Annotated in this window: 22 protein-coding genes and 1 other RNA gene; 7 read left to right on the top strand and 16 right to left on the bottom strand. The window is 62.9% G+C overall.

What is annotated here, in order from left to right; genetic code table 11:
* Position 1: 1 nt before the first annotated feature.
* From mraY to rsmI, 9 genes are all read right to left on the bottom strand, one after another.
* Positions 2 to 1,084, bottom strand: coding sequence for a phospho-N-acetylmuramoyl-pentapeptide-transferase (gene mraY / locus ACQ4OD_RS16675; RefSeq protein ID WP_011535540.1), 1,083 nt, complete (start codon positions 1,082 to 1,084; stop codon positions 2 to 4).
* Positions 1,084 to 2,451 (bottom strand): UDP-N-acetylmuramoyl-tripeptide--D-alanyl-D-alanine ligase, encoded by a 1,368-nt coding sequence (locus ACQ4OD_RS16670; protein WP_430944596.1) that lies wholly within the window; start codon positions 2,449 to 2,451, stop codon positions 1,084 to 1,086. The genes mraY and ACQ4OD_RS16670 overlap by 1 nt, the downstream gene beginning before the upstream one ends.
* Positions 2,444 to 3,931 carry a UDP-N-acetylmuramoyl-L-alanyl-D-glutamate--2,6-diaminopimelate ligase gene (murE, locus tag ACQ4OD_RS16665; RefSeq protein WP_198754375.1) on the bottom strand — a complete coding sequence of 496 codons (1,488 nt, stop codon included), beginning with the start codon at positions 3,929 to 3,931 and terminating at the stop codon, positions 2,444 to 2,446. Before murE ends, ACQ4OD_RS16670 begins: the two co-directional genes overlap by 8 nt.
* On the bottom strand, positions 3,931 to 5,661 hold the full coding sequence (locus ACQ4OD_RS16660) for a peptidoglycan D,D-transpeptidase FtsI family protein (RefSeq protein ID WP_177485990.1): 1,731 nt from the start codon (positions 5,659 to 5,661) through the stop codon (positions 3,931 to 3,933). Before ACQ4OD_RS16660 ends, murE begins: the two co-directional genes overlap by 1 nt.
* Complete coding sequence (ftsL, locus tag ACQ4OD_RS16655) at positions 5,661 to 5,954, bottom strand: cell division protein FtsL (protein WP_023630124.1); 294 nt, start codon at positions 5,952 to 5,954, stop codon at positions 5,661 to 5,663. Before ftsL ends, ACQ4OD_RS16660 begins: the two co-directional genes overlap by 1 nt.
* Entirely contained in the window at positions 5,951 to 6,898 is a 948-nt protein-coding gene (rsmH, locus tag ACQ4OD_RS16650) for a 16S rRNA (cytosine(1402)-N(4))-methyltransferase RsmH (protein ID WP_046857014.1), read from the bottom strand. The genes ftsL and rsmH overlap by 4 nt, the downstream gene beginning before the upstream one ends.
* Positions 6,895 to 7,350: a division/cell wall cluster transcriptional repressor MraZ gene (gene mraZ / locus ACQ4OD_RS16645; RefSeq protein WP_011535546.1), complete on the bottom strand. Its 456-nt coding sequence runs from the start codon at positions 7,348 to 7,350 to the stop codon at positions 6,895 to 6,897. Before mraZ ends, rsmH begins: the two co-directional genes overlap by 4 nt.
* Before the next feature lie 309 nt (positions 7,351 to 7,659).
* Positions 7,660 to 8,019: RNase P RNA component class A (gene rnpB / locus ACQ4OD_RS16640), an RNA gene on the bottom strand.
* Positions 8,020 to 8,086: 67 nt separating this feature from the next.
* Entirely contained in the window at positions 8,087 to 8,962 is an 876-nt protein-coding gene (gene rsmI, locus ACQ4OD_RS16635) for a 16S rRNA (cytidine(1402)-2'-O)-methyltransferase (protein ID WP_102682669.1), read from the bottom strand.
* 188 nt (positions 8,963 to 9,150) lie between these two features.
* Here rsmI and ACQ4OD_RS16630 point away from each other — a divergent pair, with 188 nt between their 5' ends.
* The 5 genes from ACQ4OD_RS16630 to ACQ4OD_RS16610 all read left to right on the top strand — a co-directional run bounded on the left by ACQ4OD_RS16630 (position 9,151) and on the right by ACQ4OD_RS16610 (position 12,873).
* On the top strand, positions 9,151 to 10,968 hold the full coding sequence (locus tag ACQ4OD_RS16630) for a penicillin-binding protein activator (RefSeq protein ID WP_430944595.1): 1,818 nt from the start codon (positions 9,151 to 9,153) through the stop codon (positions 10,966 to 10,968).
* A complete protein-coding gene (locus ACQ4OD_RS16625) occupies positions 10,968 to 11,339 on the top strand; it encodes a YraN family protein (protein ID WP_046857017.1) in 372 nt (123 codons plus the stop codon). Before ACQ4OD_RS16630 ends, ACQ4OD_RS16625 begins: the two co-directional genes overlap by 1 nt.
* A gap of 87 nt (positions 11,340 to 11,426) precedes the next feature.
* A complete protein-coding gene (locus ACQ4OD_RS16620; protein ID WP_102682667.1) occupies positions 11,427 to 12,020 on the top strand; it encodes a phosphoheptose isomerase in 594 nt (197 codons plus the stop codon).
* Positions 12,017 to 12,595, top strand: a complete 579-nt coding sequence (locus ACQ4OD_RS16615) for a BON domain-containing protein (RefSeq protein ID WP_102682666.1) — start codon at positions 12,017 to 12,019, stop codon at positions 12,593 to 12,595. The genes ACQ4OD_RS16620 and ACQ4OD_RS16615 overlap by 4 nt, the downstream gene beginning before the upstream one ends.
* A 59-nt stretch (positions 12,596 to 12,654) precedes the next feature.
* Positions 12,655 to 12,873, top strand: a complete 219-nt coding sequence (locus ACQ4OD_RS16610) for a YgdI/YgdR family lipoprotein (protein ID WP_102682665.1) — start codon at positions 12,655 to 12,657, stop codon at positions 12,871 to 12,873.
* Between the two features lie 56 nt (positions 12,874 to 12,929).
* On the opposite strand, the gene ACQ4OD_RS16605 is transcribed toward ACQ4OD_RS16610, so the two are convergent.
* The 7 genes from ACQ4OD_RS16605 to rplM all read right to left on the bottom strand — a co-directional run bounded on the left by ACQ4OD_RS16605 (position 12,930) and on the right by rplM (position 17,789).
* Entirely contained in the window at positions 12,930 to 13,349 is a 420-nt protein-coding gene (locus tag ACQ4OD_RS16605; RefSeq protein ID WP_102682664.1) for a ClpXP protease specificity-enhancing factor, read from the bottom strand.
* 13 nt (positions 13,350 to 13,362) lie between these two features.
* Complete coding sequence (locus tag ACQ4OD_RS16600; protein ID WP_102682663.1) at positions 13,363 to 13,986, bottom strand: glutathione S-transferase N-terminal domain-containing protein; 624 nt, start codon at positions 13,984 to 13,986, stop codon at positions 13,363 to 13,365.
* Between the two features lie 118 nt (positions 13,987 to 14,104).
* On the bottom strand, positions 14,105 to 14,884 hold the full coding sequence (locus ACQ4OD_RS16595) for a cytochrome c1 (RefSeq protein WP_110700469.1): 780 nt from the start codon (positions 14,882 to 14,884) through the stop codon (positions 14,105 to 14,107).
* Positions 14,884 to 16,095 (bottom strand): cytochrome b, encoded by a 1,212-nt coding sequence (locus ACQ4OD_RS16590; RefSeq protein ID WP_023628712.1) that lies wholly within the window; start codon positions 16,093 to 16,095, stop codon positions 14,884 to 14,886. The genes ACQ4OD_RS16595 and ACQ4OD_RS16590 overlap by 1 nt, the downstream gene beginning before the upstream one ends.
* The gene (gene petA / locus ACQ4OD_RS16585; protein ID WP_023628711.1) at positions 16,095 to 16,688 is read right to left on the bottom strand and encodes a ubiquinol-cytochrome c reductase iron-sulfur subunit; all 594 of its coding nucleotides are present in this window, start codon (positions 16,686 to 16,688) and stop codon (positions 16,095 to 16,097) included. The genes ACQ4OD_RS16590 and petA overlap by 1 nt, the downstream gene beginning before the upstream one ends.
* Positions 16,689 to 16,953: 265 nt before the next feature.
* Entirely contained in the window at positions 16,954 to 17,346 is a 393-nt protein-coding gene (gene rpsI / locus ACQ4OD_RS16580) for a 30S ribosomal protein S9 (protein WP_003260797.1), read from the bottom strand.
* 14 nt (positions 17,347 to 17,360) lie between these two features.
* Positions 17,361 to 17,789: a 50S ribosomal protein L13 gene (rplM, locus tag ACQ4OD_RS16575; RefSeq protein WP_008097538.1), complete on the bottom strand. Its 429-nt coding sequence runs from the start codon at positions 17,787 to 17,789 to the stop codon at positions 17,361 to 17,363.
* 256 nt (positions 17,790 to 18,045) lie between these two features.
* Between rplM and ACQ4OD_RS16570 the strand changes: the two genes are divergently transcribed.
* Together ACQ4OD_RS16570 and ACQ4OD_RS16565 are read left to right on the top strand one after the other, a co-directional pair.
* Positions 18,046 to 19,086, top strand: coding sequence for an NADP(H)-dependent aldo-keto reductase (locus ACQ4OD_RS16570; protein ID WP_198754372.1), 1,041 nt, complete (start codon positions 18,046 to 18,048; stop codon positions 19,084 to 19,086).
* Between the two features lie 207 nt (positions 19,087 to 19,293).
* The gene (locus ACQ4OD_RS16565) at positions 19,294 to 20,190 is read left to right on the top strand and encodes a GlxA family transcriptional regulator (protein WP_173862478.1); all 897 of its coding nucleotides are present in this window, start codon (positions 19,294 to 19,296) and stop codon (positions 20,188 to 20,190) included.
* Positions 20,191 to 20,201: the final 11 nt, after the last annotated feature.

Raw genomic sequence — 20,201 nt, 5'->3', positions numbered from 1 at the left:
TTTACCTCAGTTTCAGGGTGGCAAGGCCAATCAGCACGAGAATCACGGTGATGATCCAGAAGCGGACGATCACCCGTGGCTCGGGCCAACCCTTGAGTTCAAAGTGGTGGTGGATCGGCGCCATGCGGAACACGCGCTTGCCGGTCAGCTTGAACGAGGCCACCTGGATGACCACCGACAGGGTTTCCATCACGAACACGCCGCCCATGATGAACAGGACGACTTCCTGGCGCACGATTACCGCGATGGTGCCCAGCGCGGCGCCCAAGGCCAGCGCGCCGACGTCGCCCATGAATACCTGGGCCGGGTAGGTGTTGAACCACAGGAAGCCCAGGCCCGCGCCGATCAGCGCGCCGCAGAACACGATCAGCTCGCCCGCGCCCGGCACATACGGGATCAGCAGGTATTCGGCGAACTTCACGTTGCCCGACAGGTAGCAGAAGATGCCCAGCGCACCGCCGACCATCACCGTCGGCATGATCGCCAGGCCATCGAGGCCGTCGGTCAGGTTGACCGCGTTGCTCGAGCCGACAATGACGAAATAGGTCAGCACAATGAAGCCGGCGCCCAGCGGGATGGCCAGGTCCTTGAGCATCGGGATGATCAGCGTGGTTTCAACGCTGGTCGGCGCGGTCTTGTACAGGAAGATCGCCGCAGCCAGGCCGAACACCGACTGCCAGAAATACTTCCAGCGGCTCGGCAGGCCGCGGGAGTTCTTCTCGATGACCTTGCGGTAGTCGTCGACCCAGCCAATGGCGCCGAACGCCAGGGTGACGATCAGCACCACCCACACATAGCGGTTGGTCAGGTCGGCCCACAGCAGGGTACTGATGGCAATGGCAGAGAGGATCAGCGCACCGCCCATGGTCGGGGTGCCGGACTTGGACAGGTGCGATTGCGGGCCGTCGTTACGCACGGCCTGACCGATCTGGCGGATCTGCAGGGTACGGATCATCCACGGGCCCAGCCACAGGGCCAGGGACAGCGCGGTCAGCACACCCAGGATCCCGCGCAGGGTCAGGTACTGGAAGACCGCGAAGCCCTTGTGGAACTGTTGCAGATACTCAGCCAACAGCAGCAGCATTAATGTTTCTCCCCGCTGGCGCCGCACAGTGCGGCCACGACGTTTTCCATCGCAGCGCTGCGCGAGCCCTTGATCAAGATAGTGGTGTCGCCGGCGGACTCGGCCTTGACGGCCTCGATCAGCTCAGCTTGAGTAGTGAAATGGCGGCCATTGGTACCGAATGCCTGAACGGCGTAGGCCATATTGGTGCCCACCGCGTACAGCGCATCGACCTTGCCACGTGCGTAGTCACCCACCTGGCGGTGACCTTCCTCGGCCCATTGCCCCAGTTCGCCGATATCCCCGAGCACCAGAACGGTGCGACCGGAAAAGCCGGCGAGTATATCAATGGCGGCACACATCGAGGTGGGATTTGCGTTGTAGCTGTCGTCGATGACCCGCACGCCGCTGGGCGCGATCTGCGCCACGGTGCGGCCCTTGACCGGTTGCACGGCGCCAAGGCCGGCAGCAATGCCGCTCAGGCTCAGACCAACGGTATGGGCTGCGGCAGCGGCGGCCAAGGCATTGCTGACGTTATGGGTGCCAAGCAGGTTCAACTGCACCGGGACACTGCCGTCCGGGCCATGCAGGGTGAACGAGGGGCAACCACGGGCGTCGCGACCGATATCGCTGGCGTAGAAGTCTGCTTGCGGGTTGTCCAGCGCGAAGCTGACGACGCGGTGGCTGCCCGCGCGCTGGCGCCAGATGTCGAACGCCTTGTCGGCCAGGTTGAGGATGGCCGTGCCACCCTCGCCCAGGCCTTCGAGGATCTCGCCCTTGGCCTCGACGATCTTCTCCGGGCCGCCGAACTCGCCGACGTGGGCGGTACCGGCGTTGTTGATGATGACCACCTGCGGCCGGGTCAGGCCGACGGTGTAGCGGATCTCGCCGATGCGCGAGGCACCCAGTTCGATCACCGCGGCGCTGTGCTCCGGGGCGATCTCCAGCAGGGTCAGCGGTGCGCCGAGGTCGTTGTTGAGGTTGCCACGGGTGGCATGCACTGGCCCGCGGGTACGCAGGATCGCGGCGAGCATTTCCTTGACCGTGGTCTTGCCGCTGGAGCCAGTAATGGCCACCACCGGCTTGTCGAAGGCAGCACGATTCAGCGCGCCGAGCTGACCAAGCGCTACACGGCAGTCGGCAACCACCAGTTGCGGCAGATCGACATCGGTGATTTCGCGCTCGACCAGCGCGGCGACGGCCCCCTTGGCCTTCACATCGGCCAGGTAGTCATGGCCATCGAAGCGCGGCCCGCTGAGGGCGACGAACAGTTGACCGGCAGCGACGCTGCGGCTGTCGATACTGACGCCGGTAAAGCTGGCGTCGGCGCCTGCCAGACGAGCACTCAAGGCAGCAGTCAACTGGCTGAGCATCATGGGCTCAAGCATGTGGAGCCTCCCAGGCGGCTAGGGCCTTCTCGGCTTCGACCAGATCGGAGAAGTCATGGCGCTCGCCATTGATCTCCTGGTAATCCTCGTGGCCCTTGCCGGCCAGGACGATCACATCCTCGGCAGCAGCAGTGGCGACCAGGTGGGCAATGGCCTGACCACGGCCGGCGACGAACTCCACGCTGTCGGGCTGGGCAAAGCCGGGGCGAATGTCATCGAAGATGCGCTGCGGATCCTCGGTACGCGGGTTGTCATCAGTCACCAGCACACGATCGGCCAGGCGCTCGGCGACTGCCGCCATCAGCGGGCGCTTGCCGGCGTCACGGTCACCACCACAGCCGAACAGGCACAGCAACTTGCCGTGGGCGTGCGGGCGCAATGCCTCGAGCACCTTTTCCAGGGCATCCGGGGTGTGGGCGTAGTCGACCACCACCAACGGCTTCTCACCGCCACCCAGGCGCTGCATGCGACCGACCGGCCCCTGCAACTGCGGGGTGACTTTCAGGATCTCGTCCAGTGAATAATCCAGCGCCAGCAAGGTGGCCACCGCCGCCAGCATGTTGCTCAGGTTGAAGCGCCCCAGCAGCTGGCTGCGCAGGCTGCGCTCGCCCTGTGCGGTGACGAGGGTGGCACGCACGCCATCATCGTCGAACGTGGCCTCGCGGCAAAACAGCGAAGCGTCCGGGTTTTCCAGGCTGTAGCTGAGCAACCGGGTCTCGATATGATCGGCACTCGGGCGGCGGGCGAAATCGGCGGCCAGGCGACGTCCGAACTCATCATCCAGGTTGACCACCTGGCAACGCAGGCTCGGCCAGGCGAACAGCTTGGCCTTGGCGGCCTCATAGGCCTCCATGCTGCCGTGATAGTCCAGGTGATCGCGCGACAGGTTGGTCATCACCGCGATATCGAACTCCAGCGCAGCGACCCGCCCTTGCTCGAGAGCGTGAGAGGACACTTCCATGGCCACCGCCCTGGCACCCGCTTTTTTCAGGTCGTTGAGGGTCGACTGCACGGCGATAGGGTCCGGCGTGGTCAGGCGACCGCTCTGCAACTCACCGTAAAAGCCGGTGCCGAGGGTACCGATCAGCCCGCAACGCTGGCCAAGGGCATCGAGCGCCTGAGCCACCAGCTGGGTGACGCTGGTCTTGCCGTTGGTACCGGTGACCCCCACCAGGCTCAATTGGCGGCTGGGTTCGCCATAGAAGCGCCCAGCGATCTGCGACAGCTGGCCGATCAGCCCCTTGACCGGAATCAGCGGCGCGTCGGTAATCGGCAACACGCAGGTACCCTGCTCTTCATAGGCGACGGCTGCGGCACCACGGGCCAGTGCGTCGGCAATATGCTCACGGCCGTCGACCTTGGCACCCGGCACGGCGAGGAACAGATCACCCTGGCGCACCTGGCGGCTGTCCAAGGTCAGCTCGCGGATCAGCGGATCGCGGCTGGCATGGGCGAACAGTTTGCTCAATGGCATCGTCATCAACCTCGCCCTCCCTTGGCGGGTACTGCGCTGGCTTGCTGCGTCGAAGGCGGCGGCAGGTTGTCCGGCGGTACATTCATCAGGCGCAGGGTGCCTGACATCACTTTGCTGAATACGGGCGCCGATACCAGGCCGCCGAAGTAGCCACCCTTGCTCGGCTCATCGATGACCACGACGATGGCGTAGCGCGGGTCGCTCATCGGGCCGAAGCCGGCGAACAGCGAACGGTAGGCGTTCTCGGTGTAGCCCTTGGAGCCGACGGTGGCTTTACGCGCGGTACCCGACTTGCCGCCCACGTGGTAGAACGGCACCTGGGCACGGAACACGCCACGCGGTGCTTCGATCACCTGCTGGAGCATGGCCTGCACGGTTTCGGCGGTTTCCTTCGGGATCGCCTGCACAGCCTCCGGGGCCTTGTCGACCTTGAGAATTGACAGCGGCACCATCTTGCCGTCGTTGGCCAATGCCGCGTAGGCATGCACCAGCTGCAGCGCGGTCACCGATACGCCATAGCCATAAGAAAGCGTCGCGGTTTCGGCCTTGCGCCAGTCGCGGTGATTCGGCAGGTTGCCCACGCGCTCACCCGGGAAACCGAGCCCGGTGTATTGGCCCAGGCCCACCTGGGACATGACCCGGTAGATGGCCTCGCCACCAATATCGAAAGCGATCTTGCTCATGCCGACGTTGGAGGAGTTGATCAGGATGCCGGTCAGGTCGAGGATCGGCCCACCACCACGCGATACGTCCTTGATGGTGTAGCGGCCGATCTGCAGGGTGAAGGGATACACCTCGACCTTGTCGGTCGGCTTCCAGCGCCCGCTTTCAAGCGCGGCGCTCATCGAAATCGGCTTGACCGTGGAGCCTGGTTCGAACACATCGATGATCGCCCGGTTGCGCATCGCCGCCGGGAACATGCTGCGGCGGTTGTTCGGGTTGTAGGTCGGCTGGTTGACCATCGCCAGGACCTCGCCGGTCTTGACGTCCATGATCACCAGGCTGCCAGCCTTGGCTTCCTGTTCGGCGATGGCGTTACGCAGCTCGCGGGTGGCCAGGTACTGCAGGCGCAGATCTATCGACAACGCCAAGGTCTTGCCGGCCTTGGCGTTCTTGGTTACCTGGATGTCCTTGATCAGCCGGCCACGCCGGTCCTTGATCACCTGCCGCTTGCCGGGCACCCCGGCGAGCCATTCGTCGTAGGCGAGCTCGACGCCTTCACGACCATGGTCATCCAGGTCGGTAAAACCGACCATGTGCGCGGTGACGTCGCCAGCCGGATAGAAGCGGCGGAACTCTTCGAGGCCGTAGACGCCCGGAACCTTCAAGTCGAGCACGTGCTGGCCCTGCTCCGGGGTCAGGCCGCGGACCAGGTAGATGAATTCCTTGTTGGCCTGCTGGGTAAGACGCTCGCTCAACTGCTGTGGGTTCTGCCCAAGTGCGGCGGCCAGCTGCGGCCAGCGATCCTTGGCCGCCTGCATTTCCTTGGGGTTAGCCCACAAGGTGGTGACGGGCGTACTGACAGCCAGCGGCTCACCGTTGCGATCGGTGATCAGGCCACGGTGCGCGGGGATGGGAATATGGCGCAGGCTGCGGGCATCGCCCTGCCCCTTGAGGAAGTCGCGGTCGACGACCTGCAGGTCGATGATGCGCCAGCAGATAGCACCGACCATCAGCGCCAGCAAACCGATCACCACCCGGAAGCGCCAGGGGTAGAGTGCGCCTTCGAGCTTCATCATGGCGCCACCATCCGCACTTCGTCAGCAGCGGGCACGCGCATCCTGAGCTGCTCCGAGGCCAGACTCTCGATGCGACTGGAGGCAGTCCAGGTGCTTTGCTCGAGGATCAACCGGCCCCACTCGGCCTGGGCCTTGTCGCGCTCGTTCAGTTCACCGTACAGGGTATTGAGCAACTGACGGTTCCAGTGAGCGCTGTAGGAAACGGCGATCGCCGAAATCAGGACGGCGACGAACAGCAGAAGCATCAAAAAGCTTCCGCCTGGCAGCGGCTTGGCAAACAGCCTGCTCACCGCAACTTCTCCGCTACCCGCATCACGGCGCTGCGCGACCGCGGGTTGGCCTTGAGTTCGGCTTCGGAGGCGAACTGCGCCTTGCCGATCAATTTGATCTTCGGCTCGAAGGCCTTGTGCTGAACCGGCAGGTTGCGCGGCAGGTTGTCTGCCTCGCCCTTGACCAGCTTGCGCATGAACAGTTTGACGATACGGTCTTCCAACGAGTGGAAGCTGATCACTGCCAGGCGGCCACCCACTTCAAGGGCGTCGAGCGCGGCTTCAAGGCCGGTCTCGAGGTCGCCAAGCTCGTTGTTGACATGGATACGCAGGCCCTGGAAGGCCCGGGTCGCAGGGTTCTTGCCCTTTTCCCAGGCCGGGTTGGCAACCTTGAGCACTTCCGCCAGGTCGGCGGTGCGGGTGAACGGCTGCTTCTCGCGGCGCTCGACCACAGCGCGCGCCATGCGACCGGCGAAGCGCTCCTCGCCGTACTCCTTGAACACGCGGGCAATTTCTTCGACGGGGGCGGTGGCGACAAACTCGGCTGCACTGATGCCCTGGCCCGGGTTCATGCGCATGTCCAACGGACCGTCGTTAAGGAAGCTGAAGCCGCGCTCGGGGTCGTCCAGTTGCGGCGAGGATACGCCCAGGTCGAGCAGAATGCCGCTGACCTTGCCATCCAGGCCGCGGGCGCGCACTTCGTCGCCGAGCTCGGCAAAGCTGCGCTGCACAATGACAAAGCGGCCGTCTTCGGCCGCCAGCGCTTGCCCGGTGGCAATCGCCTGTGGATCCTTGTCGAACCCCAGCAACCGCCCTTGCGGCCCAAGCTTGCTGAGGATCAGGCGGCTGTGGCCGCCACGCCCGAAGGTGCCGTCCAGATAGCAACCGTCGGCGCGCAGGGCCAATGCCTCGACGGCTTCGTCGAGGAGGACGGTGATGTGGTTGAAGCCGCTATCTATGGTCACAGGATCAGGTCACGCAAATCATCGGGCATGGCGCCCGGTTGTTGAATAGCTGCAAGGTCGGCTGCCGAAACCGCGTTCCAGGCATCCTCATCCCACAGCTGGAATTTGTTCAGCTGCCCCACCAGCATCGCCTTCTTGTCCAGCTTGGCGTACTCACGCAGGCGGGGCGGCACCAGGAAACGCCCACTGCCATCGAGCTCCAGGTCCACCGCATTGCCGATCAGCAAACGCTGCAGGCGACGGTTTTCCTCACGCAACGACGGCAAGGCGCGCAACTTGGCTTCTATCTGTTCCCACTCATCGAGGGGATAAACACACAAGCAGGGGTCAACGGCGTCGATGGTCACGATCAATTGACCATTGCAACGCGAATCGAGCTCGTCACGGTACCGGCTCGGCATGGCGAGACGGCCCTTTGCATCGAGGCTGACGGCGTTGGCTCCGCGGAACACGGCTGCGATTCCCCACAATGTTAGCTTTTTTGTGCCAGAAAACCCACTTCATCCCACTTTCTGCCACTTGCGCACACTATAGGAATCCGCCCGCCACACCGTCAAGGCACGTTCATAAGGAAATCCCTTACAGGACGGCGATTTAGCGCAACAAAGGAAGGTGGAAGGATTACAAGAGGGAAAAACTGACGGAAAAAATCAAACACACTCAAGCGGATAGAGTGCGAAGTTAAAGTGATTTATTAAGAGTAAGATTTTTTCGGTATTACCAGGACACATCTGCTATCGATTCAAGCAGGAAGGGAAGAGGTGGAGAGTCGATCTGTAAGCCGGGTTTTGTCGAGGACAGTCATTCCTCTACGACGGCCATCACTGGACGCCTCTAGCAACCTACCCGGTTCCGACGCGGGCCACGCCGTATGGAACCCTATTTGGTCTTGCTCCGAGTGGGGTTTACCTAGCCACGGACTGTTGCCAGCCGTGCGGTGCGCTCTTACCGCACCTTTTCACCCTTACCGGCACCGAAGTGCTTAGGCGGTTGTTTTCTGTGGCACTTTCCGTAGGCTCGCGCCTCCCAGGCGTTACCTGGCACTCTGCCCTATGGAGCCCGGACTTTCCTCCCCCGCCTTTTGCGGAACAAAAGTCGGCAGCGACTGTCCGATCGACTCTCCGCCGCCAAGGTTACCGGTAGCCACGCTCAAGAACAAGCGGCGCGACTATTAATATCACTATGCCACTAATGAGCTTTCTGCTTTTCCAGGGCCAACTGGTAGAGCAGGTTCTTGCGCACCCCGGTGATCTCGGCCGCCAGCGCCGCTGCCTTCTTCAGTGGTAGCTCGGCCAGCAGCAGATCCAGCACTCGCTGCGCCTCGGCGCTGATCGCCTGCTCGCCCTCCGGCGCGCTCCAACCGGCCACCAGCACCACACACTCGCCACGCTGCTGATTGCTGTCACCCTGTACGAATGCGCGCAACTCGGCCAACGGCAAGCCTTTGAGGGTTTCGAAGGTCTTGGTGATCTCGCGCGCCAGCAGCGCCGGACGCTCGCCACCGAACACCGCTTCCATGTCCTCCAGGCACTCGAGGATCCGGTGTGGCGCCTCGTAGAAGATCAGCGTGCGCGGCTCTTCCTTGACCTGCTCCAGACGCGCGCGGCGCCCGGCGGCCTTGGCCGGCAGGAAACCTTCGAAGATGAAGCGGTCCGACGGCAACCCCGCCGCCGACAGCGCGGCGATCAACGCACAGGCGCCCGGCACCGGCACCACCTGCACGCCCGCAGCACGCGCCTGGCGCACCAGGTGATAGCCCGGATCGGAAATCAGCGGCGTACCGGCATCGGACACCAGCGCCACATCGTCGCCGGCCAGCAGGCGGGTGATGAAGCGCCCGCCCTCGTCACGCTCGTTGTGCTCATGACAGGCTGCCAGTTGCGTATCGATGCCGAAATGCTGCAGCAGACGCACCGAGTGGCGGGTGTCCTCGGCAGCGATCAGACTGACATCCGCCAGCACCTTCAGTGCCCGGGCGCTCATGTCGTCGAGGTTGCCGATGGGCGTGGCAACGACGTAAAGCTTGCCCAACGTGGATTTCGAAACCCCTGCAACATCAGTCACTGCGCACACCTGCTTTCCGGATCAAAGGTCGCCATTGTAGCCCGAGCACCGGTAACAGGGCGCAAAGAACTTCGCCCCAGGCACACCTCGGGCAACCTATAGTGAAGGTTCAGTGTCGGCGAGATCGCGCCGTGCCCCCCGCTTGGGTACAATTGCCGGCCAACTTGATCGAGTAACAGGACCTTTACATGATCGCTTGTCTGCGGCTGCTCACAGCCCTCTGCCTCGCTGCCCTGCTGGCAGCCTGCGCCAGCTCGCCCTCATCCAGCCTGGGCGAACTGCCACGCACCCCGGACGCCAGCATCGAGCAACTGCTCGAGAAGGCGGCCTCCAGCAAGTCCGCCGAGGATGCGGCCCTGCTGCGCTTGAGCGCTGCGGACCTGGCATACAAGCAGAAGGACTTCCCGCGCGCCGCGCGGATTCTCGAGCAGGTCCCGCTGGAGCCGCTCAAGCCCGCCCAGCAGGTGTTCGCCTCCACCCTGGCCGCCGAGCTCGCCATGGGCCGCAACCAGCCCAAGGCCGCCCTGACCGCCCTCGCCCACCCGAGCCTGCAGCGCGTCGGCGAACTGCCGACCGAGCAGCAGGCCCGCACCTACAGCGTTCATGCCGCAGCCCTCGAAGCCGACGGCCAGGCCCTGGCCGCCGCCCAGCAGCGCGCACTGCTGGCCCCCCTGCTCAGCGGCCAGGCCGCCAGCGCCAACAATGACGCGATCTGGGCCCTGGTCGCCTCGCTGCCCGCCGAACAGCTGCAGCAGCCGGCCGCCGACGAGACCCTGGCCGGCTGGACCAGCCTGGCCCTGGCCGTGAAGCGCGCCGGCACCCTGGAACAGCAACAGGCCGCCATCGACACCTGGCGCCAGCAGCATCCAGAACACCCGGCAGCCAAGCAATTGCCGACAGCCCTGGTCAAGCTCAAGGAGCTGGCCAGCCAGCCACTGACCAAGATCGCCCTGCTGCTGCCCCAGGAAGGCCCGCTGGCCGGTGTCGCCCGCGCCCTGCGTGACGGCTTCATGGCCGCTCACTTCCAGGCCCAGCAAGGTGGCCAGCCCGCCCCTGCAGTACAAGTGTTCGACAGCTCACGCATTACCTCGCTCGACGACTTCTACCGCCAGGCCCAGGCTGCCGGCGTGCAACTGGTGGTCGGCCCGCTGGAAAAGCCGCTGGTCAAGAAGCTCGCCGCCTACCCGCAACTGCCCATCACCACCCTGGCCCTGAACTACGCCGACGCTGGCCAGAAAGCGCCGCCACAACTGTTCCAGTTCGGCCTGGCCGCCGAAGATGAAGCTCGCGAAGTCGCGCGTCGCGCACGCGCCGACGGCATGGTCCGCGCCGTGGCCCTGGTTCCGAGCGGTGAATGGGGCGACCGCGTGCTCGCCGCCTTCCGCCAGGACTGGGAAGGCAATGGTGGCACCCTGATTACCGCGCAGCGCATCGCCCAGCCCGTCGCCCTCGCCCAGCAGATCGCTGATCTGTTCCAGCTGCGCCAGAGTGAAGGCCGCGCCAAGAGCCTGCAGAGCACCGTCGGCGGCACCATCGCCGCGCAACCTTCGCGCCGCCAGGACATCGACTTCATCTTCCTCGCCTCGACGCCGCAGCAAGCCCAGCAGATCAAACCCACGCTGAACTTCCAGTACGCCGGTGACGTGCCTGTCTACGCCACCTCCAACCTGTATAGCGCCAGCGGTGACGTGAACCAGTACAACGACATGAACGGCATCCGCTTCTGCGAAACGCCGTGGCTGCTGGACACCACCAACAGCCTGCGCCAACAAGTCGTGCAGCAGTGGCCTCAGGCCGCCGGCAGCCTCGGCCGCCTGTACGCCATGGGCGTCGACGCCTACAGCCTTGCACCGCGCCTGGGCCAACTCAAGGCGCTGCCGGACAACCGCGTCGAAGGCCTGTCCGGCAGCCTGAGCATGAACCCCAGCCAGCGCATCGAGCGCCAGCTGCCATGGGCCGAATTCGCCGGCGGCCAGGTCAAGCGCCTGCCGGACACCCCTCGCTGATGCCCGGCGCATCGCCCAGCCTTGCCGGCCAGGCAGCCGAAGATCACGCCCTTGAATACCTTCAAGGGCAAGGTCTGCGGCTGCTGGAGCGCAACTGGCGATGCAAGGGGGGCGAGCTCGATCTGGTCATGCTCGATGCCGATACAGTAGTATTCGTCGAAGTCCGCTACCGGTTGCATGCGGAGTTCGGCGGAGCGCTCGCCAGTATCGATGGGCGCAAGCAGCAACGACTGGCGCTTGCCGCCAACCTCTTCCTGCAGCACGAACCCCGCTGGGCCACCCGCCCCTGCCGCTTCGACGTTATCGCCCTGCAGGGCCGGGGGCATGCGGGGCAACCGCTTCAATGGCTGAAAAATGCCTTCGAATGCTGAACCCAATTCGATTTTCTAGCTCTATGTTTCGCGGGCTGGTCACTGTTGCGCGTAGCAAAGGCCACCGCCCCTCTTAAGGTCACCCAGATGGACATGCAATCCCGAATTCGCCGGCTGTTCCAGGCCAGCATCGACACCAAGCAACAGGCAATGGACATCCTGGCACCCCACATCGAGCAGGCCAGCCTGGTCATGGTCAATGCCCTGCTCAACGACGGCAAGATGCTCGCGTGCGGCAACGGCGGCTCGGCCGGCGATGCCCAGCACTTCTCCTCGGAGTTGCTCAACCGCTTCGAGCGCGAGCGCCCGAGCCTGCCGGCCGTCGCCCTGACCACCGACAGCTCGACGCTTACCTCGATCGCCAACGACTACAGCTACAACGAAGTCTTCTCCAAGCAGATCCGCGCCCTGGGCCAGCCCGGCGATGTGCTGCTGGCGATCTCCACCAGCGGTAATTCGGCCAACGTGATCCAGGCGATCCAGGCCGCCCATGACCGCGAAATGATTGTCGTCGCCCTGACCGGGCGCGATGGCGGCGGCATGGCCTCGCTGCTGCTGCCCGAGGACGTGGAGATCCGCGTCCCCGCCACGGTCACCGCGCGCATCCAGGAAGTCCACCTGCTGGCGATCCACTGTCTGTGCGACCTGATCGACAGCCAACTGTTCGGGAGTGAAGAATGATCTCCAAGCGTATCGGCCTGATGGCCCTGACCCTGTGCCTCGGCGTATCGGGCTGCAGTTCCGTGCTCACCTCGGCGCGTAACTCGCCTATCGAGGATGACCGCGGCACCCGCACCATCGGCAGCAAGATCGATGACTCGCTGATCGAGACAAAGGTCTCGGTCAACATCGCCAAGGCCAACCCGGAGCTGGACAAGGGCTCGCACATCGTCGTCAGCAGCTACAACGGTGTTGTGCTGCTCGCCGGCCAGACACCCCGCGCCGACCTCAAATCCCTCGCCGAACAGACCGCCGGCCAGGTTCAGCGAGTCAAGAAGGTGCACAACGAGCTGCAGGTGATGCAGCCGTCATCGATCCTGGCGCGCAACAACGACGCCTGGCTGACCACCAAGATCAAGACCCAGATGCTGACCGACGAGAGCGTGCCCAGCTCACGCATCAAGGTCATCACCGAAAATGGCATCGTCTACCTGCTCGGCCTGGTCAGGCAACAAGAGGCCAACGCCGCCACCAATGTGGTGCAGGGTGTGTCGGGCGTGCAGAAGATCGTCAAGCTGTTCGAATACATCGACTGACAACCCCTCGGCGAGCGTCGGGACGCTCGCCTTTTTCACTCTGATCCAGGAAGTACCCCATGAAGAAGTTTCTGCTGCCCGCCCTGCTGATCGGCACCTTCGCCACCCTGGCCGGCTGCTCCACCCCGAGCGTGATCACCCTCAACGATGGCCGCGAACTGCAGACCACCGACACGCCGCACTTCGACCGCAACTCCGGCTTCTACGAGTTCAAGCAACTGGACGGCAAGCCGACCCGCATCAACAAGGACCAGGTGCAGAGCATCAAGGACCTGTAATTGCGGCAGCCATGAAAAAGGCGATCCCTGCGGATCGCCTTTTTTGTCCCTGCCTGTTACTTCACGACTTTCAGGCTCGGACGACCACTGGGACGCGGCGGCTCGGGCGGACCATCGTCATCCGGCTCGACAACGTCGTCCTCAAGGTCATCCTCGTCCGCGAGCGGCGGCTCCAGCTCGAAGACCATACCCTGGCCATTCTCCCGGGCATAGATCCCCAGGATGGCGCCGATGGGCACATACAGCGTGTGCGCCACACCACCGAAGCGTCCTTCGAAACTCACCGCCTCGTTGTCCATGTGCAGGCTGCGCACGGCACTGGGAGAGATGTTCAGGACGATCTGGCCATCGCTGGCGAAACCTTGGGGCACCTGAACGGCCGGGTACTCGGCGTTGACCAGCATATGGGGCGTGCAATCGTTGTCGACGATCCACTCGTACAGCGCGCGAACCAGATAGGGGCGACTGGAGTTCATCAACGGCTCCTCTTTAAACCTTGCGCATTTCACGTTCAGTAGCAGACAGGCTCGCCTGGAAAGGCTCGCGGGCGAACTGTCGCTCCATGTAATCCAGCAGCGGCTTGGCCTGCCGCGGCAATTCGATACCCATCACCGGCAAGCGCCAGAGTATGGGCAATAGACAGCAATCGACCAGACTCTGCTCCTCACTCATGAAGCAGGCCATTTCAGCGAACAGCGGGGCCACGCCCGTCAGGCTCTCGCGTAACTCCTTGCGCGCCTGGGTACGTGCCGGCTCGCTGCTGCGCGGATCCAGCACGGTGTCGGCCAGGCTGCACCAGTCGCGCTGGATGCGGTGCATCAGCAGGCGACTGTTGCCGCGGGCCACCGGATAGACCGGCATCAGCGGCGGGTGCGGGTAACGCTCCTCGAGGTACTCCATCACCACGCTCGACTCGTACAGCGCCAGATCGCGATCGACCAGGGTCGGCAAGCTGCCGTAAGGGTTCACTTCGACCAGCTTGGGCGGCAGGCGGTTGGTGTCGACATCGATGATCTGCACCGTGACGCCTTTCTCCGCGAGCACCAGGCGTACCCGATGAGAGTAATGGTCAGCGGGGTCGGAATAGCAGGCTAACCTGTTGGTTGCGCCCATGTAGCGCCTCCTCGCACGGGATGCTTGTAAAAACTGCAAATGAAAACGCGCCCGGGGTGCCCCAGCGACATGACTGGGGCACCCCGGGCGCGTTCAACTACCAGAAACTACTGCGTGATCAGTGCACGTCCTTCCAGTATTCGCGCTTGAGCAAGTAGGCGAACACGAAGAAGAAAGCCAGGTACAGCAACACGTAGGTACCGATGCGCTGGCTTTCCAGTTTGACCGGGTTGGCCGAATAGGCCAGGAAGGTCACCAGGTTCTTGACCTTCTCGTCGAACTGCTCAGCCGTCAGGGTACCGGATTTCTCCTCGACGGTCAGCTGGTCGCACGCTTCATGGGTCAATGGGCTGCCGGTCAGCGGGTCATATTGCTTCTTGCCGTCGACCACACTCTGCACCTGCTTGCAGCCAATCACCTGGTTGCCCTGCAGGCCAACCAGCACGTTAGGCATGCCGACGTTGGGGAAGACCTTGTTGTTTACCCCGTATGGCCGCGACTTGTCTTCATAGAAACTGCGCAGGTAGGTGTACAACCAATCGTTGCCACGCACCCGGGCAACCAGGGTGAGGTCGGGCGGCGCAGCGCCGAACCAGGTCTTGGCATCATTGGGCTGCATGCCGATCTTCATGTGGTCGCCGATCTTGGCGCCAGTGAACACCAGGTTTTCGAGCATCAGCTCGTGGGGGATCCCCAGGTCGTCGGCGACACGCTCGTATCGCTGGAACTTGGCACTATGGCACCCCATGCAATAGTTGGCGAAGGTGCGTGCGCCATCCTGCATCGCGGCCTTGTCGGTCAGGTCGATATCGACCTTGTCCAGCTCCAGGCCGTGTTCGGCGGCGAACGAAAGGCCAGGCATCAATGCCAGCAAGCATACTGCAATAAACTTTTTCATCAGCCAGTCACCCTTTCCGGAACCGGTTTGGTCTTCTCGAGCCTTGTGTAGAACGGCATCAGCAGGAAGTAGGCGAAGTACAACACCGTGCACACCTGCGACAGCAAGGTACGCCCCGGGGTCGGCGCCAGCACGCCCAGCACGCCAAGGATGACGAAGGCCACGCAGAACACCAGCAACCAGATCTTGCTCAGCCAGCCCTTGTAGCGCATCGAGCGCACCGGACTGCGGTCAAGCCAGGGCAACACGAACAGCACCGCGATTGCCGCGCCCATGGCAATCACCCCGAACAGCTTGTCGGGCACCGCGCGCAGAATCGCGTAGAACGGCGTGAAGTACCAGACAGGGGCGATATGCTCAGGGGTCTTGAAGGCGTTGGCCTGTTCGAAGTTCGGTTTTTCCAGGAAGTAGCCACCCATTTCCGGGAAGAAGAACACCACGGCACAGAACACGAAGAGGAACACCACCACACCGGCGATATCCTTGACGGTGTAGTACGGGTGGAACGGGATGCCATCCAGCGGGATGCCGTTCTCGTCCTTTTTCTTCTTGATGTCCACGCCATCGGGGTTGTTCGAACCCACTTCGTGCAGCGCCAGGATGTGCAGCACCACCAGGCCCAGGATCACGATAGGCAGGGCCACCACGTGCAGGGCGAAGAAGCGGTTCAGGGTGATGCCGGAGATCAGGTAGTCACCACGGATCCACTGGGTCAGGTCATCACCGATTACCGGGATCGCACCGAAAAGCGAGATGATCACCTGGGCACCCCAGTAAGACATCTGCCCCCAGGGCAGCAGGTAGCCCATGAACGCCTCGGCCATCAACGCCAGGTAGATCAGCATGCCGAACAACCAGACCAGCTCGCGCGGCTTCTGGTAGGAGCCGTAGAGCAGCCCGCGGAACATGTGCAGGTAGACCACGATAAAGAACGCCGAGGCGCCGGTGGAGTGCAGGTAGCGCAGGATCCAGCCGTACTCGACGTCGCGCATGATGTACTCGACCGAGGCAAAGGCCTCTTCCGCCGAGGGGGTGAAACTCATGGTCAGCCACACGCCGGTGACGATCTGGTTGACCAGCACCAGCAACGCCAGGGAGCCGAAGAAGTACAGGAAGTTGAAGTTCTTGGGCGCGTAATACTTGCTTAGATGGTCTTCCCACATTTTCGTCGCGGGGAAGCGCGCATCGATCCACTCCATGAACTTGCTCATCATGCGTTCTCCTGATCGACGCCGATGACGATGATTTCGTCCGACTCGTACGAGTGCGGTGGCACTGGCAGGTTGAGAGGCGCCGGCTGGGATTTGTAGACGCGCCCGGCCAGGTCGTAGTGCGAACCGTGGCAGGGGCAGAAATAGCCACCGACCCACTTCGGCCCCAGGTCAGCCGGGGCAACTTCAGGGCGGAAGGTTGGCGAGCAACCCAGGTGCGTGCACAGACCTACCAGGATGAGAATCTCGGGCTTGATCGAGCGAACTTGCGGGTCGACGTAGGTCGGCTGCACCGACGCCTTGGATTCAGGATCGGACAGCTCACCGGTGATCTTTTTCAGATTACCGAGGATCTCCTCCGTTCGCCGCACGATGAATACAGGTTGCCCCCGCCATTCAGCTACCATCTGCTGACCGGGCTCGACCTTGGCGATATTGACCTTCACCGGTGCCCCTGCGGCTTTCGCCTTGGCACTGGGAAACCATGACCCCACGAACGGTACCGCTGCCCCCACTGCCCCCGCTGCCCCGACCACGGATGTCGCGGCTACGAGGAAGCGGCGCCGGCCTGCGTTGACGCCGTCATTGCTCATTCAGTCCTCTCCCATCAGCTTGCTTGGCCTGTTTGAACAGGCATCTACTTAGGTACGTCTGTGGCACTAAAAATTGGCCGCAATGGTAAGGAACAAATCCACACGCTGACAAGGTGATTACCCGCTCGTCGGGCTACTACCCTCGCTTTGCTTGATCTGCGTCTATGCGACAAACGGCCACGGACTAGCAGACAGGTTAGTTGAAGACATAAAAAAAGCCCGGTTCCAAAAAGGAACCGGGCTTTTTTCGACTGCCGAAGCGGTATTAACGCTTGGAGTACTGAGGACGCTTACGCGCTTTACGCAGACCCACTTTCTTACGCTCAACTTCACGAGCGTCGCGGGTGACGTAGCCAGCACGACGCAGAGCGCCACGCAGGGTTTCGTCGTATTCCATCAGGGCGCGGGTGATGCCGTGGCGGATTGCACCGGCCTGACCGCTGACACCACCACCGGAAACGGTGACGTAGATGTCGAACTTCTCAACGGTTTCGGTCAGTTCCAGCGGCTGGCGAACAACCATGCGAGCGGTTTCGCGGCCGAAGAACACGTCCAGAGAACGGTTGTTGATGGAGATGTTACCGGTACCTGGACGCAGGAAAACGCGAGCGGTTGCGGTCTTGCGACGGCCAGTGCCGTAGTTTTGAGTCGCCGACATAATGAACTATCCCGTTAGATCTTCAGTTCTTGAGGCTGCTGAGCAGTGTGTGGGTGAGCAGCACCCGCGTACACTTTCAGCTTGCGGTACATGTCGCGACCCAGCGGGTTCTTCGGCAGCATGCCTTTGACCGCGGTTTCGATAACACGCTCAGGGGCCTTGGCGATCAACTTCTCGAAGTTGATTTCCTTGATACCGCCCGGGAAGCCGGAGTGGGAGTAGTACATCTTGTCGGAAGACTTGGCACCAGTCACACGGATCTGCTCGGCGTTGATGACGACGATGTAGTCGCCGGTGTCAACGTGAGGGGTGTATTCTGGCTTGTGCTTGCCACGCAGGCGGCTAGCGATTTCGGTAGCCAGACGACCCAGGGTCTGACCAGCGGCGTCGACTACGAACCACTCGCGCTTTACTGTTTCCGGTTTAGCAGTAAAAGTTTTCATTCTCTAAAGCCTCAGAGGCCGCCCAGCGAAAAATAGACGGCGAATCTTACTGGATAGTGCACAGCTTGCCAAGGGCAAGCGCGCAGCCGAACGCTGACGCTTTTGGGGGCTCGGGTCGGGCACGCCAATGTTCGACAAGGGTTCCCTGCATGGTGGTGCATCACTTCCGCCACACGGAGAGGGGCAGAATTATCCAGATTGCAGGAAAAATTTCAACCTGCTTTTATGGACTTCTTTGTCACGGAGCACCTTCCCGATGGAATACCGCAAGCTCGGTCGTACCGACCTCGATGTCAGCGCCCTGTGCCTGGGCACCATGACCTGGGGTGAACAGAACACCCAGGACCAGGCCTTCGCCCAGATCGCCCTGGCCAAGGCCAGCGGCATCAACTTCATCGACACCGCCGAGATGTACCCGGTGCCACCGCGCCCGGAGACCTACGCCGCCACCGAACGCGTCATCGGCAACTGGTTCGCCGCCAACGGCGACCGTGACGAATGGATCCTCGCCAGCAAGGTCGCCGGCCCCGGCAACGGCATCAGCCACATCCGCGATGGCCAACTCAAGCACAACCGCCAGCACATCGTCGCCGCGCTGGAGGAGAGCCTCAAGCGCCTGCAGACCGACCGCATCGACCTCTACCAGTTGCACTGGCCCGAGCGCAGCACCAACTTCTTCGGCAAGCTCGGCTACCAGCACCTGCCCCAGGACATCTTCACTCCGCTGGAGGAAACCCTGGAGGTGCTCGATGAACAGGTGCGCGCCGGCAAGATCCGCCACATCGGCCTGTCCAACGAAACCCCGTGGGGCACCCTGAAATTCCTGCACCTGGCCGAAACCCGCGGCTGGCCCCGCGCGGTGTCGATCCAGAACCCCTACAACCTGCTCAACCGCAGCTTCGAAGTGGGCCTGGCAGAGGTGGCAATCCGCGAGCAGTGCGGTTTGCTGGCCTATTCGCCGCTGGCCTTCGGCATGCTGTCGGGCAAGTACGAAAACGGCGCCCGCCCGGAACACGCCCGCCTGACCCTGTTCAGCCGCTTTGCCCGCTATTCCAATCCGCAGACCGTGGCCGCCTGCGGCCGCTATGTGCAGCTGGCCCGCGAACACGGGCTGGACCCGGCGCAGATGGCGCTGGCGTTCGTGACCCGGCAGCCGTTCGTGACCAGCAACATCATCGGCGCGACGAACCTCGAGCAACTGCGCAGCAATATCGACAGCCAGGCGTTGAATCTGGGCGATGAACTGCTGGCGGCAATCGAGGCGGTCCATCAGGAGCAGCCAAACCCCGCGCCTTGATGCAACGCAGGCGCTGCACTGCTCTTTCGTGGGGTAGACACAATCGCCAAAAAATAAGACGATCCAGCCGGTGATTGACCACTCTACCCTATAAGAACAATGACAATGATGTTTACCCAACCCCCGGCGTCGCTGCGGCGCGTCAGCATCCTGGCCGTTGATAAAGTGTTCGCTTCGACACTGATGCAGGCCAAGGACTTCTTCCACCTGGCCAGCCTGCGCTACAGCAAGCAGCTGGGCCTGGGCCTGCAACCGATGTTCGAGATCGGCCTGGTGAGCCCGGACGGTTTGCCCGTGGACAGCTTCAGCAACGTGCAGTTACCGGTCGACAGCGGCCTCAACGACGCCGACGTGATCATCCTGCCGGCCTTCTGGGACGACTTCGACAACCTGCTGCAACGCTATCCGCAGGTACTGCCCTGGCTGCGCGAGCAGCATGCCCGTGGCGCGGTGCTATGCGCCGAGGCCAGCGGCGTGTTCTGGCTGGCCGAGTCGGGGCTGCTCGACGGCAAGGAGGCGACCACCTACTGGCGCTTCTTCAGCAGCTTCGCCGAGCGCTTCCCGAAGATCCGCCTGAACCAGGACAAACACCTGACCGACGCCGACAATCTCTACTGCGCCGGTGGCACCACCTCGGCCTGCGACCTGTACATCTACCTGATCGAGCGCTTCTGTGGCGCCAACGTGGCCCGCGCGGTGGCCCGCGACATCCTCTACGAGGTGCAGCGCAGCTATACCCCGGGGCGCATGGGCTTCGGCGGCCAGAAGCTGCACCAGGACCTGATCATCCTGCAGATCCAGCACTGGCTCGAAGAGCACTTCGCCGACAAGTTCCGCTTCGAGGATGTGGCGCGCAACCACGGCATGAGCATCCGCAATTTCATGCGCCGCTTCCAGAGTGCCACCGGCGACAAGCCCCTGCACTACCTGCAGCGCCTGCGCATCGAGACCGCCAAGGGCCTGCTGTCGAGCACGCGCAAGAGCATAAAGACGATCAGCTACGAGGTGGGCTACGACGACGCGAGTTTCTTCGCCCGGCTGTTCCGCCAGCACACGGAGTTGTCGCCGAACCAGTATCGCCAGCAGTTCATGCAAGAGGCCTGAATACGACAAGG

The sequence above is a fragment of the Pseudomonas sp. WC1 genome, from assembly GCF_050586565.1.
GTDB lineage: Bacteria > Pseudomonadota > Gammaproteobacteria > Pseudomonadales > Pseudomonadaceae > Aquipseudomonas.
The sequence above is the reverse complement of the archived record's forward strand: the minus strand, read 5'-3'. Positions and strand labels throughout refer to the sequence as shown.

Bases quoted from the DNA above. Each gene is read 5' to 3' on its own strand.
- petA (WP_023628711.1), bottom strand. From the start codon at position 16,688: ATGAGCAATGACGGCGTCAACGCAGGCCGGCGCCGCTTCCTCGTAGCC.
- murE (WP_198754375.1), bottom strand. From the start codon at position 3,931: ATGACGATGCCATTGAGCAAACTGTTCGCCCATGCCAGCCGCGATCCG.
- ACQ4OD_RS16610 (WP_102682665.1), top strand. From the start codon at position 12,655: ATGAAGAAGTTTCTGCTGCCCGCCCTGCTGATCGGCACCTTCGCCACC.
- ACQ4OD_RS16605 (WP_102682664.1), bottom strand. From the start codon at position 13,349: ATGAACTCCAGTCGCCCCTATCTGGTTCGCGCGCTGTACGAGTGGATC.
- ACQ4OD_RS16660 (WP_177485990.1), bottom strand. From the start codon at position 5,661: ATGAAGCTCGAAGGCGCACTCTACCCCTGGCGCTTCCGGGTGGTGATC.
- ACQ4OD_RS16630 (WP_430944595.1), top strand. From the start codon at position 9,151: ATGATCGCTTGTCTGCGGCTGCTCACAGCCCTCTGCCTCGCTGCCCTG.
- ACQ4OD_RS16620 (WP_102682667.1), top strand. From the start codon at position 11,427: ATGGACATGCAATCCCGAATTCGCCGGCTGTTCCAGGCCAGCATCGAC.
- ACQ4OD_RS16590 (WP_023628712.1), bottom strand. From the start codon at position 16,095: ATGAGCAAGTTCATGGAGTGGATCGATGCGCGCTTCCCCGCGACGAAA.
- ACQ4OD_RS16625 (WP_046857017.1), top strand. From the start codon at position 10,968: ATGCCCGGCGCATCGCCCAGCCTTGCCGGCCAGGCAGCCGAAGATCAC.
- rplM (WP_008097538.1), bottom strand. From the start codon at position 17,789: ATGAAAACTTTTACTGCTAAACCGGAAACAGTAAAGCGCGAGTGGTTC.
- ACQ4OD_RS16600 (WP_102682663.1), bottom strand. From the start codon at position 13,986: ATGGGCGCAACCAACAGGTTAGCCTGCTATTCCGACCCCGCTGACCAT.
- rpsI (WP_003260797.1), bottom strand. From the start codon at position 17,346: ATGTCGGCGACTCAAAACTACGGCACTGGCCGTCGCAAGACCGCAACC.
- ACQ4OD_RS16615 (WP_102682666.1), top strand. From the start codon at position 12,017: ATGATCTCCAAGCGTATCGGCCTGATGGCCCTGACCCTGTGCCTCGGC.
- ACQ4OD_RS16595 (WP_110700469.1), bottom strand. From the start codon at position 14,884: ATGAAAAAGTTTATTGCAGTATGCTTGCTGGCATTGATGCCTGGCCTT.
- mraY (WP_011535540.1), bottom strand. From the start codon at position 1,084: ATGCTGCTGCTGTTGGCTGAGTATCTGCAACAGTTCCACAAGGGCTTC.
- ACQ4OD_RS16570 (WP_198754372.1), top strand. From the start codon at position 18,046: ATGGAATACCGCAAGCTCGGTCGTACCGACCTCGATGTCAGCGCCCTG.
- ACQ4OD_RS16670 (WP_430944596.1), bottom strand. From the start codon at position 2,451: ATGCTTGAGCCCATGATGCTCAGCCAGTTGACTGCTGCCTTGAGTGCT.